11 protein-coding genes are annotated in these 14,602 nt (G+C 46.5%); 10 read left to right on the plus strand and 1 reads right to left on the minus strand.

The genetic code is table 11. The features are described 5' to 3' along the window. Window positions 1-5 precede the first annotated feature (5 nt). From preA to ACFO8Q_RS12370, 4 genes are read left to right on the plus strand one after another with little or no spacing between them, the layout of a single operon-like run. Window positions 6-1,289, plus strand: a complete 1,284-nt coding sequence (preA, locus tag ACFO8Q_RS12355) for an NAD-dependent dihydropyrimidine dehydrogenase subunit PreA (protein ID WP_380026086.1) — start codon at window positions 6-8, stop codon at window positions 1,287-1,289. 24 nt (window positions 1,290-1,313) lie between these two features. Further along, entirely contained in the window at window positions 1,314-2,699 is a 1,386-nt protein-coding gene (gene hydA / locus ACFO8Q_RS12360) for a dihydropyrimidinase (RefSeq protein ID WP_380026087.1), read from the plus strand. 35 nt (window positions 2,700-2,734) lie between these two features. Continuing rightward, the gene (locus ACFO8Q_RS12365; RefSeq protein ID WP_380026088.1) at window positions 2,735-3,625 is read left to right on the plus strand and encodes a nitrilase-related carbon-nitrogen hydrolase; all 891 of its coding nucleotides are present in this window, start codon (window positions 2,735-2,737) and stop codon (window positions 3,623-3,625) included. Between the two features lie 33 nt (window positions 3,626-3,658). Beyond that, window positions 3,659-5,149: an NCS1 family nucleobase:cation symporter-1 gene (locus tag ACFO8Q_RS12370; protein WP_380026089.1), complete on the plus strand. Its 1,491-nt coding sequence runs from the start codon at window positions 3,659-3,661 to the stop codon at window positions 5,147-5,149. 45 nt (window positions 5,150-5,194) lie between these two features. Here the strand turns inward: ACFO8Q_RS12370 and ACFO8Q_RS12375 are convergent, their stop codons facing one another. After that, on the minus strand, window positions 5,195-6,841 hold the full coding sequence (locus tag ACFO8Q_RS12375) for a PucR family transcriptional regulator (protein ID WP_380026090.1): 1,647 nt from the start codon (window positions 6,839-6,841) through the stop codon (window positions 5,195-5,197). Between the two features lie 140 nt (window positions 6,842-6,981). Between ACFO8Q_RS12375 and ACFO8Q_RS12380 the strand changes: the two genes are divergently transcribed. The 6 genes from ACFO8Q_RS12380 to ACFO8Q_RS12405 all read left to right on the plus strand — a co-directional run bounded on the left by ACFO8Q_RS12380 (window position 6,982) and on the right by ACFO8Q_RS12405 (window position 14,311). Further along, the gene (locus ACFO8Q_RS12380) at window positions 6,982-8,490 is read left to right on the plus strand and encodes a CoA-acylating methylmalonate-semialdehyde dehydrogenase (RefSeq protein WP_380026091.1); all 1,509 of its coding nucleotides are present in this window, start codon (window positions 6,982-6,984) and stop codon (window positions 8,488-8,490) included. Window positions 8,491-8,503: 13 nt separating this feature from the next. Next, complete coding sequence (locus ACFO8Q_RS12385; RefSeq protein WP_380026092.1) at window positions 8,504-9,871, plus strand: aspartate aminotransferase family protein; 1,368 nt, start codon at window positions 8,504-8,506, stop codon at window positions 9,869-9,871. A gap of 746 nt (window positions 9,872-10,617) precedes the next feature. After that, window positions 10,618-12,372, plus strand: a complete 1,755-nt coding sequence (locus ACFO8Q_RS12390; RefSeq protein WP_380026093.1) for an ABC transporter ATP-binding protein — start codon at window positions 10,618-10,620, stop codon at window positions 12,370-12,372. Further along, entirely contained in the window at window positions 12,360-12,932 is a 573-nt protein-coding gene (locus ACFO8Q_RS12395; RefSeq protein WP_380026094.1) for a MauE/DoxX family redox-associated membrane protein, read from the plus strand. Before ACFO8Q_RS12390 ends, ACFO8Q_RS12395 begins: the two co-directional genes overlap by 13 nt. Before the next feature lie 10 nt (window positions 12,933-12,942). Continuing rightward, on the plus strand, window positions 12,943-13,485 hold the full coding sequence (locus tag ACFO8Q_RS12400) for a TlpA family protein disulfide reductase (RefSeq protein WP_380026095.1): 543 nt from the start codon (window positions 12,943-12,945) through the stop codon (window positions 13,483-13,485). A 406-nt stretch (window positions 13,486-13,891) separates the two neighbouring features. Continuing rightward, window positions 13,892-14,311 (plus strand): hypothetical protein, encoded by a 420-nt coding sequence (locus ACFO8Q_RS12405; RefSeq protein ID WP_380026096.1) that lies wholly within the window; start codon window positions 13,892-13,894, stop codon window positions 14,309-14,311. The last annotated feature ends 291 nt before the right edge of the window (window positions 14,312-14,602 follow it).

Here is a 14,602-nt window from a genome sequence, read left to right on the forward strand (position 1 = left end):
AAAAAATGGCGGATTTGCGGATCAATCTGGCTGGAATTCAGTCACCCAATCCGTTCTGGCTGGCATCGGCTCCTCCGACGAATTCCGGGTATCAGGTGATGCGTGCATTTGAAGCGGGGTGGGGCGGAGCTGTTTGGAAAACACTTGGGGAGCCAATCATCAACGTCACGTCCCGATTTGCGGCACTCCACCATGGCGGCCAGCGGGTGCTGGGATTTAACAACATTGAACTGATCACGGATCGACCGTTGGAAGACAATTTGAAGGAGATGGAGGAAGTAAAGAAACGGTTTCCCCAACACGCTCTTATTGCTTCTCTCATGATTGAGCCAAAACGGGAAAAGTGGCACGAAATCGTCAAGGCAGTTGAAGCGGTTGGTGTTGACGGTCTCGAACTGAATTTCGGTTGTCCGCATGGGATGGCGGAACGGGGAATGGGATCGGCGGTGGGGCAGCAGGCGGATCTGGTTCGCCAACAGACGGAATGGGTAAAAGAGGTTGCCCGGACACCGGTGATCGTTAAGCTGACTCCCAATATAACCGATATCCGATTCACTGCAAGGGCGGCAAAGGAAGGCGGTGCCGATGCGGTAAGCATGATCAACACGATCAACAGTTTAATGGGAGTGGATCTCGATACCTGGCTGCCGATTCCGCATGTGGATGGAAAAGGAGCCCACGGAGGCTATTGCGGACCGGCGGTAAAACCGATCGCACTGAACATGGTAGCTGAGTGTGCACGTGATCCATACGTGGGCATTCCAATATCCGGAATAGGGGGAATCTCCACATGGCGTGATGCGGTCGAATTTTTGTTAATGGGAGCGACTGGTGTTCAGGTCTGTACAGCGGTGATGCATCACGGGTTTCGGATTGTGGAAGACATGATCGACGGGCTGAACAATTATCTCGATCAAAAAGGAATTGGCTCGGTAATGGACATTGTCGGGAAATCCGTTCCTACCTACCGGGACTGGGGCAATCTGAATCTCAACTATCGAATTGTCGCCCGGATCAACGAAGAGACTTGCATTAATTGCAACAAATGCCATATTGCCTGCGAGGATGCCTCCCATCAATGTATTGACATCGTTCGAAATGAAGCAACCGGTAAGGAGCGGTTGGTCGTTCGGGAAGATGATTGTGTCGGCTGTAATCTCTGTTCGATTGTTTGCCCGGTTGACGGCACAATTCAAATGGTGGAAATCCCAACTGGCCAACCGCCGCAGTCGTGGAACGAACGGCAAGCAGCATTATCGGCTCAAGGGTCTTGTAATTCAGAAAGCTAATCAGAGAAAAGGGGGATTTGACGGATGAGTATTCTCATTCGAGGCGGAACAGTGGTAACCGCCTCCGATACGTATCAGGCGGAAATCCTGATTCAGGGAGAAACAATTGCAGCCATCGGAGAACATCTTGATGCAGATGGATCCGAAGTGATTGATGCCAGTGGCTGCTATGTATTTCCGGGTGGAATTGACCCTCATACACACCTCGATATGCCGTTTGGCGGAACGGTGACAGCGGATGATTTTGAATCGGGTACACGGGCCGCCGCATTTGGGGGAACTACTTCCATTATCGATTTTTGTCTGACGAATAAAGGGCAATCGCTGCGCGAAGCGATTTCCATTTGGCATGAAAAAGCGAAGGGAAAGGCATCAATCGACTACGGGTTTCATTTGATGATCGCCGAGGCGAATGATCAGGTGCTGGAAGAGCTTGAATATGTCGTGGCGGAAGAAGGGATTGTTTCACTCAAGGTCTTCATGGCTTATAAAAACGTCCTGCAAGCGGATGATGAGACATTGTTCAAGACATTGGTCCGAGCCAAAGAACTGGGGGCTCTCGTACAGGTTCATGCAGAAAACGGCGATGTAATAGATTACTTGACGAAAAAAGCGTTGGCTGAGGGCAACACAGATCCGATCTATCATGCACTTACCCGCCCGCCGGAAGCGGAAGGAGAGGCAACCGGGCGTGCCGCAGCTCTTGCAGCAATGGCGGATTCCCAACTCTACGTTGTCCATGTGTCGTGTGCCGAAGCTGTAAAGCGTATAGCCGAGGCAAGGGAGAAAGGATGGCAGGTCTACGGAGAGACGTGCCCGCAATATCTCGCTTTGGATATTCACTCTCTGGAAAAGCCCGACTTCGAAGGGGCCAAGTACGTCTGGTCGCCTCCGCTGAGGGAACAGTGGAACCAGGAAGTGCTATGGAATGCCCTTCGAAATGGAATCCTGCAAACGGTTGGTTCTGACCAGTGTTCCTTTAATTTCAAAGGACAAAAGGAACTGGGGAGGGGGGATTTCACCAAAATTCCAAACGGCGGGCCCATAATTGAGGATCGTTTTGGCGTCGTCTATTCAGAGGGAGTTCATGCGGGAAGGATCAGCCTCAATCAGTTCGTCGACATCATCTCCACAAAGTCGGCCAAACTGTTTGGCATGTATCCTCGGAAAGGAACAATAGCAATTGGATCCGATGCGGATCTGGTGATATTTGATCCCGGAGCCACCAGAACTTTATCGGCAAAAACTCACCATATGAATGTCGATTATAATCCGTTTGAAGGAATGAAAGTGCACGGTGAGGTGGTCAGCGTTCTTCTGCGAGGATCCTACGTGATCCGGGAAAAGCAGTTTGTGGGTGAGGCGGGAGCCGGAGAATTCGTGAAACGTGCGAAATTCACTCGGCCTTAATGATTTAGACAGGATTCCAGCGGGGAGGTTACCAAATGCCAAATAAAGTGAAAATCGGACTCATCCAAGCGTCAAACGACGTACATGGAGATGAACCTGTTTCGGTTCACAAGGAGAAGGCGATTGAAAAGCATCTGCGTCTAGTGAGGGATGCGGCAGCCAGGGGAGGGCAGATCATTTGCTTGCAGGAGATTTTTTATGGGCCGTATTTTTGTGCGGAACAGAATACCAAATGGTATGAGTCGGCGGAAGAAGTGCCGAACGGACCAACCATTCAGCTTTTTCAGGAAACCGCCAAAGAACTTGGAACCGTGCTGATTGTACCGGTCTATGAAAAAGCGGGAATCGGCGTCTACTACAACACCGCGGCCGTCATTGACGCGGACGGCACTTTTTTGGGGAAGTATCGGAAACAACATATTCCGCATGTCGGGGTTGGAAAAGAAGGGCATGGTTTTTGGGAAAAGTACTATTTTAAACCGGGGAATCTCGGATATCCGGTCTTTAAAACAGCGTTCGCCAAGATCGGTGTGTACATTTGTTATGATCGCCACTTTCCGGAGGGAGCCCGTTTGCTCGGATTGAACGGAGCCGAGATTGTGTTCAATCCTTCGGCTACCGTAGCGGGACTGTCCGAGTATCTCTGGAGGCTGGAACAGCCTGCCCATGCAGTAGCGAACGGCTATTATGTCGCTGCCATCAATCGCGTGGGCTATGAGGCACCTTGGAACATGGGCGAATTTTACGGCCAATCCTATCTGGTCGATCCGCGTGGACAATTTGTTGTGATGGGAAGCCGTGATCAAGATGAAGTTGTCATTGGCGAGATGGATAAAAACCTGATTCACGAAGTGCGTGATTTGTGGCAATTCTATCGGGATCGCCGACCGGAAACTTATGGTGACATGGTGGAGCTGCTCCCGTAGGCAATCAGTTAATCCCTGAGGGGGGGAACATCAATGAAGACGCAAGTTGAAGAGGACGGCATTGTCACATTGACGGAGGAGGGAATTCGTGAGATTCATGAGAGTCCATTATACAATGAAGGGCTGCGGCCGACCACCAAGCAGGAGCACACTTGGACCGCATACAATTTCGCCAGCTTATGGATTGGAATGGCGATCTGTCTGCCTACTTATTCCCTTGCGGCCGGTCTGATTTCACTCGGAATGAACTGGTGGCAGGCGATCGGCACCATCATCCTTGGAAATCTAATCGTGCTGATTCCGATACTCCTCAACGCCCACGCCGGAACCAAGTATGGAATTCCCTATCCGGTATACGCACGTCTTTGGTTTGGTGAAAAGGGGGCCCATATTCCGTCCCTGGCACGTGGGATCGTAGGAGCCGGTTGGTTTGGCATCAACTGCTGGTTTGGCGGGGCTGCCATAGATACTTTGTTGGTCGCGATGAGCGCTTGGGAGAACGTTCCCGGTCACTTGATGATTGCCTTTATCGGATTCTGGATACTGAACATTTGGATCGCCTATCGGGGGCCGGAAGCGATTCGAAAAATGGAGTTTTGGGCTGCCCCGACATTAATCGTGATGGCGTTGGCTCTTCTTGTTTGGGCATTCACCTCAGCGGGAGGATGGGGTCCCATGTTGTCCGCCCCATCAAAATTTACGTCTGCCGGGGACTTCTTTAAAGTTTTCTTTCCGGCTCTCACCGGGGCTATTGCTTTCTGGTCAACTCTTGCGCTGAACATTCCAGATTTTTGCCGGTACGCGAAGAGTCAAAAGGCACAAATCGTCGGGCAAACATCTTCGCTGCCTACCACAATGGGATTCTTCTCTTTCATAGGCGTAGCCGTTGCATCGGCTACTCTGGTGGTGTACGGGGAAGCGATCTGGGATCCGGCCGCCATCCTGGCCAAATTTTCTCCATTCGTGATTTTCCTTGGAACTCTCGGAATCATTCTTGCAACCCTTACAACAAACGTAGCGGCGAACGTGGTGGCTCCGGCACGGGCGATTGAGAACTTGTGGCCTCGCAAGTTAACGTTCGGAATGGGAGCTATTATCACGGGGCTGGTGGCCTTGCTGATGCAGCCGTGGTACCTGTTGGAGAACTTCGGAAATTATATTTTCTTATGGCTGGGAACTTATGGTGCGCTGCTTGGCCCGATCGACGGAATCGCCATTGCCGATTACTGGCTGGTTCGTAAACAAAGGATTGATCTGGTGGAACTGTATCGTCCAAATGGAATGTACAGTTATAGCAGCGGAGTGAACAAAAAGGCCGTCTGGGCCTTGCTGATCGGGATTGCCGTTCCGTTTGGCTGCAAAGCGATAGGGATCACCTCCGTCTGGGATAATGCATGGACGATTGGACTGCTTATTTCATTACTGTGCTATACCTGGTTTATGCGGAACAATCCAAGTGTAATAAGTGAGTCCCATTACAGCAGGATTACCTCAACCGACACACAGTCCTCTTTTGCTTCCTGAAACATGAGAAAGGCGGGTCCCGTTCATGTGACTCGCCTTTCTATTTCACCTGGTAAACAGTCTCGGCGTTTTGTGCACCCAGTCATGTGCCCGAAGAGCGAATTCAAGAGAAAGTCGGTGCTCTGGGGACATATACGAATCTCCTAGAAGGTCTCGGATTTTGTCCAAGCGGTGATACAGGGTCTGCCGACGAATGAATAATCGTTCGGATGTTTCTTGTTTCGAACAGTTCTGATCCAGAAATATCCGCAGTGTCAACACCAGTTGACTGCCGTGTTGTTCGTCGTACCGCAGCAACGGGCCCAGATAATCTTCTATAAAAGAATTCAGTGCATAATGGTCATTCATTTGAAGGAGCAAACGATAAATGCCCAGGTCTTCGAAAAAAGGGCCTGCAATCGGGCAGGAAAGCACCTGTTCGGCTTCTTGAAACTGCCGGTTTGCCTCCGAGTAACGATCGGAAGGTCGTCCTACGCCAAAACGGATTTCCGCTTCCGATCCGAGTGCTTTGCGGCACACACGTTCAATTTCGGTCATTGCCTCCTTCAGTTGTTTCCGTTTGTCAATCATCTGGCCGGTTTCAATCAAAAGCAGGTAGAGACGGCTCCCTTTACTCCTTACCAATGGCCGGAATTTCCAACGGGTCAAAATGGTCCGGAAGACAACAACCAGGTCGTGTAAAGGGGAATCGGTTTCTTCTTCATACCTTGGGCGTTCCATATGAACCTCCATTATCACCGCTAAATACAAAGGTATGTCGGAAGCGTTTGATTGAATGCCCAGGAGCATGCGAATTTGCTCTTCGTTTCGGAGCCGATCATTCAGGAGATCGTCCAGCAGTTGGTTTTGATGATCGAGCTCTCGTTCTTGTGCAAACATTTTGCGAAGCAATATCTGGGCAATCGCTGTTGCTGTATAGTCCAACGTGAGAAATAAGAATTCATCCGGCTCCTGTTCATACAAAATCACCCCGAGATATGCTAGTGTTTGACCCATTGCCGTGATTGGTTGATAGAGAATCTGTTTTCTTTCCGATATGGGCAGCAAGCCGGTGCTATCCGGTGATGCAGTAGCAGAAAGGAGTGAAGTTTTCAGCAACCCGGTCAACTCATTTTGTACGGTTTGTGACATAGTGGGTGCGAATAATGGAGGTCCGTCCATTGGAAGGAAAAAGGTTTGAGTATGAACCACACCCTGAAAATGGGTCAGGATGCGGGACAGACTTTGCCCCTGCAAAGTAAGCCGCTGGAGATCACGGGAATAGGACTCCAGATCCCGGAGAGCTTGAATGTGCCGGTTTACAATGTTTTCATGCAGATCCAGGGTGATGTCAACAAAACGGACAGGGCGAAGAAAAGCGATCAACGGAAAATCGTGATGATCGGCCAGTTCCCGCAGGTCCCGTGGAATTTCTGGAATATACTCACCCAACTCGATACACAGACCGGCTGCCTTTCGCTCAATCAGTTCTTGCAGATAATGAAGACGTTTCTCTCTGTTATCCCCAACGCCGACACCGGTAGAGAGAATGAGTTCACCGCCGTTTAGAAATGAGCCGCTCTCAGCCGCCTCCAAAACGTGTACCCATCGGATGGGGCGGGATAAACCGCGACTGCCTGCCGTGACTTCTGCATGTTGGAATAAAGGACGCTTCAGAACGTCTGCGACTGTAAACGTAAATTCTTTATTCAAGCGGTATTCCTCCCGTCCGTTTGACAAAATGTAAGAACCGTTTCCGCAAAAAGGTGACAGGTCGTCTCGTGCTTCACGTTTCATGCTTCTGTTACACTCACAGTACCAAATAAAACGATTTCGGCAAAGGGGTTGAACGAATGAGTGCCACAATTGTGACAGGGAAAATGAAAAACTATATCGGCGGGGCTTGGGTGGAAGCCAATACCGATCGCTATGAAGATGTCCCCAATCCGGCTACCGGGGAGTCTCTGGCTCAGGTGCCTCTTTCTGCAAAGGAAGATGTGGATGCCGCGGTAAAAGCTGCACTGTCCGCTTTTCCGGAGTGGAGTGAAACGCCCGTTGTAGAGCGTGCACGAGTGATGTTTCGGTTCCAGCAATTGCTGGCTCAACATCAAGATGAGTTGGCCCGGATGATCACATTGGAGAACGGCAAAAACTTGGCAGAGGCCCATGCGGAGGTTCTCCGCGGTATCGAGATGGTTGAATTTGCAGCTGGCATGCCTACCCTGATGATGGGGGAGACGATTCCCAACATTGCGAAAGATATCGATTGTGAGGTTCGCCGCTTCCCCCTGGGAGTGGTTGCCGGTATTCCCCCGTTTAACTTTCCGCTGATGGTCCCGATGTGGATGTACCCGATTGCAATCGCTGCGGGCAACACGTTTGTTTTAAAACCTTCGGAGCGCACACCCCTGTCCTCAATTCGGGCTGCCGAACTGCTCAAAGAGGCCGGTCTGCCGGATGGAGTCTTTAACATCGTGAACGGAGCACATGAAGTAGTCAACGGTCTTCTCGAGCATCCCGACGTGAAAGCGATTTCGTTTGTCGGATCCCAGCCTGTCGCAGAGTATATCTATAAGACTGCGGCCGCTAACGGGAAGCGGGTTCAGGCATTGGCTGGGGCGAAGAACCATCATTTGGTGATGCCCGACACCGATTTGAAAAGGGCAGCGAAAACGATTGTCAGTTCTGCGTTCGGCTGTGCGGGGGAACGCTGTATGGCAGCCAGTGTTGCGGTAGTGGTTAACTCTGTGGCGGATGAGTTCATTCAACACCTGATTGATGAGTCCAACGCATTAAAAATGGGCAATGGCCTCGAAGCGGGTGTCGATCTGGGCCCCGTCATCCGTTCCTACCATTTGGAACGGGTTCATGATTATATTGACCGAGGGATCGAGGCCGGCGCAAATCTAGTACGGGATGGTCGGCAGGATGCGGCGGATCACGGAAAGGGATACTTCCTTGGTCCCACCATCTTTGACAACGCAAACACTGAAATGGTGATTGTGCGTGACGAAATTTTTGCCCCGGTGTTGAGTGTAATCCGCGTGGCCGATTTTGACGAGGGTGTTGAAACAATCAGCAAATCCCGTTACGGAAACGGTGCCTGCATTTATACCGGAAGCGGCAGATTGGCGAGGGAATTCGTTCAGCGGGCGGAAGCGGGAATGGTGGGGGTCAATGTCGGAGTCCCCGCTCCTATGGGATTCTTTGCGTTCACGGGCTGGAAGCAGTCCTTCTATGGGGATCTGCATGCAAACGGGAAAGACGGGGTCGATTTTTATACCAAAAAGAAGACAGTCACAACCCGCTGGTTCGATGACGGTGAAGTGCATATCGGTTCACAGAAGACTTTTGTAAAATAGGGGGATCCCACACATGAACAGTCAGCTTCAAACGTTCTCGCAGGGGTTGAATAAAGAGGAACTGTTGGAAAAAGACCGCAGCTATATGTGGCATCATATGTCGCAATATAACCCGAATCCGATGATCGCCACAGAGTCGAAAGGGGCTTGGATTACCGACGTTGACGGGAACCGGTATCTGGACGGCATGTCGGGCCTGTGGTGCGTCAATATCGGATATGGCCGGCAGGAATTGGCGGATGCTGCGTACGAACAGCTAAAGTCACTGGCCTATTTTCCGCTGACACAAAGTCATGTTCCCGGCATCCGGTTGGCAGAAAAGGTAAGTGAATGGCTTGGGGATGAGTACCGGGTATTTTTCTCAAACAGCGGATCGGAAGCGAATGAAGTGGCTTTCAAGATCGCCCGTCAATATCACCACCAGAAGGGGCAGCCGGGTCGATTTAAATTCATCTCCCGCCACCGTGCCTACCACGGAAATACAATGGGAGCACTTGCCGCTACTGGCCAGGCGGTACGGAAGCAAAAGTATGAACCGCTGGCACCCGGCTTTCTTCATACAGCTCCACCGTATTGTTACCGCTGCCCTTTTGGCAAGACATACGGCAGCTGTAATTTGGAGTGTGCGCAAGTGTTTGATGAAGTGATTAATTGGGAAGGGGCAGAAACCGTAGCGGGAGTAATCATGGAGCCCACCATTACGGGAGGCGGCGTGATCGTTCCTCCGCCGGAATATCTGCCCAAGGTGCGGGAGATCTGCGATAAGCTTGGAGTTCTCCTGATCATTGATGAAGTGATCTGCGGTTTTGGCCGCTCGGGCCGCAAATTCGGGCATCAAAACTTTGGAGTCAAACCGGACATTGTAACGATGGCGAAAGGCATCACCAGCGGGTACCTGCCGCTTTCCGCGACTGCAGTAAGGGCTGACATTGCGGATTGCTTTAACGAGCCGGGTACAAACCGGCACTTTCGACATGTCAACACATTTGGCGGAAATCCGGCTGCTTGTGCCCTAGCTGTAAAAAATATGGAACTGATAGAAGAAGAAGGGTTGGTAGAGCGGGCAGAACAACTAGGGGTGGCCCTTCGTGAAAAGATTCGGGTGATTGAAAACCATCCGAATGTCGGGGACATTCGGACCTTCGGATTGATTTGCGGAATCGAGATGGTGGAGAATCGGGACATCAAACAGCCAGCCGAGCCCGACAAAGTGACTAAAGTGATCGCGGAATCCAAAAAGCGGGGACTCATTATTGGACGAAACGGGGATACAGTTCCCGGATTCAATAACGTGTTAACCATAGCCCCGCCTTTTGCGACGACTGATGAAGATCTTGAGTTTATCGTTCGGATAGTGAAGGAAGCGTTTGACACGTTGTGATTTTTTTGGCCCTCTCCGGTTAAGAGGAGGGCCTTCTTCTGGCGGTGTGATGCAACTGAAAAATGTCCGGTCACTTTCTCTAACCAGATTTAACCCCTCGACAAACAAATCACCCATGAAATTCATCCAAAATAACTTTATTTAAAATTTATACTAAATTTAATCGATTAAAATACCCGGAAAAATAAGCATCCATCCGGACTACTCTTAGAATTAAGATTGCCAAAGTCCCTCCCGGGACCCCATCAAAACGTAATCAATCCTGTGTGAGGGATGTCGGACGGCCCTCCAATAATCTGAAAATAGACTACTCTAGCTTCCAAACTTCGGGCTCAACCCCCATGATTCGAAAAAGGGTTCGGCGAAAACAGGGTTATAATTCCACAACAACAGCCCCCCACAATCGAAGAAATTCGCACCGATTGTTTCACCACGGACTTTGTCCGTTCCATATCTAGCTCCGGCGCTTTGTCCATTAAGGAAGTACTACTCCCATCCCCATGAAAATCACGATAAACACTTAAAATGGTGTGGGCCACACCAACCGCGGTTACCTCCACCAAATCAGACAAAAAACGAGCATTTGCAAAAAGTTTTCGATCATTGGAGGAGAGTCTAAAGACAAGACGACCCGAATATTTTGCACTGGTTGTTTCCCTTATTCTTCCTTCTTAAAAAACAGATTAATTGGATTTATTTGTGAACATTATATGAATTAGTAAAATTTAACAGGTAAAATGAGGTATATGTATAATATAGTGGTATTGGGTCTTCTTCCTATAGCCACACTTTGGGTAACAAAAGAACTTATTAATATTGTGTCCAGCATCTTACTGAAACAATCGATGGATTATAACAAGGTTTTTTGGCTTCTCATTTTACAATTCTTAATTATTGTATGTTCGTCGGGAATACGATTAATTCAAGAATACATCGACAAACATACTGAGATTAAAATTGATTATAATATTCAAAAAATAATTTCAAATAAAACATCATCTGTACCTTTGGCTTATTTTGATATGCCGGAATTCTATGACCACTTGAATAGAATACAAGGTAGTGTAGGAAACCGTTTTTTAGCTCCAATCAAAAATAGTTTTCAGATTGGGCAAGCGACAATCCGCCTGATATCATATCTAGCTTTTTTGCTAACAATTCATTGGAGTTTACTTCTTTTGAGTGTGGCGGCAGCAATACCACTATTTATAATTCAAAAAAAATATGGAAAACGAAGATTTTTGTTACTTTATAACCAAACTCCTAAGGCTCGTGAAGGGCAGTATATTACATCTCTGCTTACTAACCGTGAATCAGCGAAGGAAATCCGTTTGTTTCAGTTAGGTGGGTATCTGTTAGATAGATGGTCGAAAACATATTTCGAAAATGCAAGAGAATCACTAAGGTTATTAAGACGGAACCAAATGTCAAATTTAGGACTAGAAATGTTTTCAGGACTTTTATTAACTTGTTCTGCTGGGATAATCGTTTGGTTTACTCGAAGTTCGACTGTGCGTATTGGTGATTTTGTTGTAATAAGTCAAGCAGTACAAGGGACTCAGACATCAATCAATCAGATTTCCTCTCTAGTGGCTCAGATATATGAGGAATCTTTATATATCCAAGACTTTTACAAATTTATTCAATTTAAAGTTCCGATATTAGAAAGAAGCTCTCAATCAGAATACCCATTTCCTACCCCTTTACAAAGTGGTATTACTTTTGATAATGTTGCTTTTCGCTATACAGGAAGTTTTACAGACAGTATAAGTGAAATTAATTTTTTCATACGTGCGGGAGAGAAGATAGCGATTGTAGGTGAGAACGGATCTGGTAAAACTACGTTAATAAAGTGTTTGATGGGATTATACCCAGTAAGTAGCGGAAGAATTTACTTTGATGGAATAAATATTGAAGAAATTAAAGAACAAGATTTACGAAAGAATATCACCGTGGTTTTTCAGGATTTTATGAGATACTCTTTCTCAGTGAGGGACAATATTGCTTTTGGTAATGTTGAGAGATACGGAGATATCGAGGAAATAAAAAAAGTAGCCAGTAAAACTGGGGTTGATAAATTCGTAAAACATTTCAGTAAAGGCTATGATACTTATTTAGGCAAATATCTAATAAACGGGGAAGATTTATCTGGAGGTCAATGGCAAAAGATTGCTTTGGCTCGTTTATTATTCCGAGGAGGCGAAGTAATAATTCTTGATGAACCGACAGCTTCATTGGATCCACGAGCTGAAATAGAACTGTTTAAGCAGTTTCATACACTAACAAAAGATAAAACGACAATTTTTATTTCACATCGAATGGCTGCGGCAAAAATGGCTGATCGAATCCTTGTTATGAAGGAAGGTAGATTAGTTGAAATTGGGACCCACAAAGAATTAATGGAAAATGGTCAGGAGTATTACCGCTTGTATCAATTACAATCGCATTGGTATAGCGACAACAACATATCTCAGCAAGAGGTGATAGGATGGATGAAATAACTCTGTTCATAAGGATTGTATTATCGACCTTATTTTTAACCACGAGCTGGTCAAAATTTCTAAGGATAGATGAACATATAATCATTGTCGAAGAGTACAGAATATTACCCACTCCCTTCGTTCGTGCATATGCTTGGTTTGAGGTATTGATGGAAATGGCTATAGGAATTTTATTATTGTTTGGGTTTCTCCAAAAAGAAGCAACTATAGCGGCTGTCCTGTTGTTGATTATGTATAATGTAGCAATTTCAGTTAATCTTCTTAGAGGTCGAAATGAAATATCTTGTGGGTGCGGGGGATTGGTAGGAGACCATAGGTTATCTTGGTCGATTGTATTACGAAACTTTGGACTCATGATCCTGTGTTGGTGGATATATCAGTTTAATTCGGTATGGGGAAGTTTACAGGCTATTTTATCAGGTGGAACATTGGGACAAGCGTTCGATTTTAAATTTTGGATTACGCTAATCATCTGCTACACAATTTTATTTGTCACGATAATCTTTATAAAGTTATTTGCTATTCGAGAACGTATCCAAATGCTGCTTTCAAATAAATAGGGGGATATCAATGAATCTACTTGTTTGGTCAAACATCCTACTTTGGATCTTTATGATTATACAGTTAGGAATAATTTTCCTTTTGTCGAAATTGATTGCAAATTTCTTAAATCGGTTTCGGTTATCTCAAGGAAAGATTGAACAATTGAAACTGAATATTGGAGACCGAGCACCGCTTTTTAGGGAGTGGGATCAAAATAAAAATTTAGTCAAACTAGCTGAAAACAATGGGAAAAATACATTGTTGGTTTTTACAAGTGCTGGCTGTAATATCTGTAAGGAAGTCCTTCCACAGCTTCCCTTATTATCCACCTCTTTTCCCAGTTTGCGTATTATTGTGGTTTCCAGAGACTTGAATGTAGAGCTAATAAAAACCCTACCACCAGAGATCCATTTTATTGGCTCTGAAGAGATAATGGAGAATTACTTTATTCAAAAAGTACCTACCGTTGTAGTTATTGATGAGAATGGTATCATTACTGAATTGGAAACCATCAATACTTTTCGTCATTTGACCAGTATTTTGGAACATTTATCAAGAAAAGCAAGTTAGGATTTGAATTACATACCACTAATCCAGATTTCAGTAGATAACATAAATACTTCGTACTAGGTGTAATATTAGTCGATCCTCGTATCGAGGTACGACTTTTTATGTTAGAAGTAACATTTCTTTGAAGAATCATTACAATATATAGTGCTTGTGTTTCTTCTTTGTACTGCCTGATCTTTTTGGGGGATGTAATTTCTATCTCGAGTACTGGCGGAACATTCCCTTTGATATACCTGTTCTGTTCCATAAAGATAGCATTGATCTGTATAGAAATTCGATTGGGAGGTGTCGAGCCGTTTTAAGAGTATCGTTATTCGTATTTTTGTTAGCTGTTTTTTTCTTATCCTCCGGTTGTTCGTTTCGGACAGACATATTAAAAGAGAGGTGGGACGATTTCCATTGGTATTTGGTTGCTAAAAATCGTTCAAAACTGTTGCTCGAAGATGTTTTGAAGGACAAACTTAATTTTGCATTCGAATATGTTTCCTATGACAATTTCTCGCCTGACATGCCACACGATGACGCAAAGAATGTGTGGGTAAAACGTATCGAAACCCTAAGGGAAGAGGGAACATACTTAAAAGAATATAAGGACCTTAAAATTTGGATTACGGATGGCAACCCCCATGGTGAGGTTACAATCGTGATGATAGTTAAAGGAAAGGAAATGGAACGAAGGGAAGAAATCATTTTCAGTAGAAGTTCCGAAGATCAATATTGGAAGGTGCAAAACTTTTTTCCAGAGGATGGTTCGGATCAAAACGTATTGGAACATGCGTTGGGAGGAGACATTTCATTCGAAATTCAACCAGAACAAAATAAATAAATCAAACAGCCGTACCTTTAGGGGATTCCTTTGCCTAGAGAAAGGTTCAGTAGCTGCTCTGACCGCAGACAGTTATTTGGGTATTTGGAGACCATCAATACAAGCCGTGGAGGGAAAAAGAAATAGTGAAACATGATGCCTCTGACATTCGATAGAGACACTTTTACTTCGTGAACGTCAAATAGCCCCCACCTTGTGAAGGGGTGGAGGCTGGTGTATGCTTATTTCGAAAAGATTCGGCAAGTCAGCGGCAAGGACGACGACCAGGGCGCCAGTTTGCTCAGCGCTTCT

Source organism: Effusibacillus consociatus (assembly GCF_042652925.1).
Classification (GTDB): domain Bacteria; phylum Bacillota; class Bacilli; order Tumebacillales; family Effusibacillaceae; genus Effusibacillus; species Effusibacillus consociatus.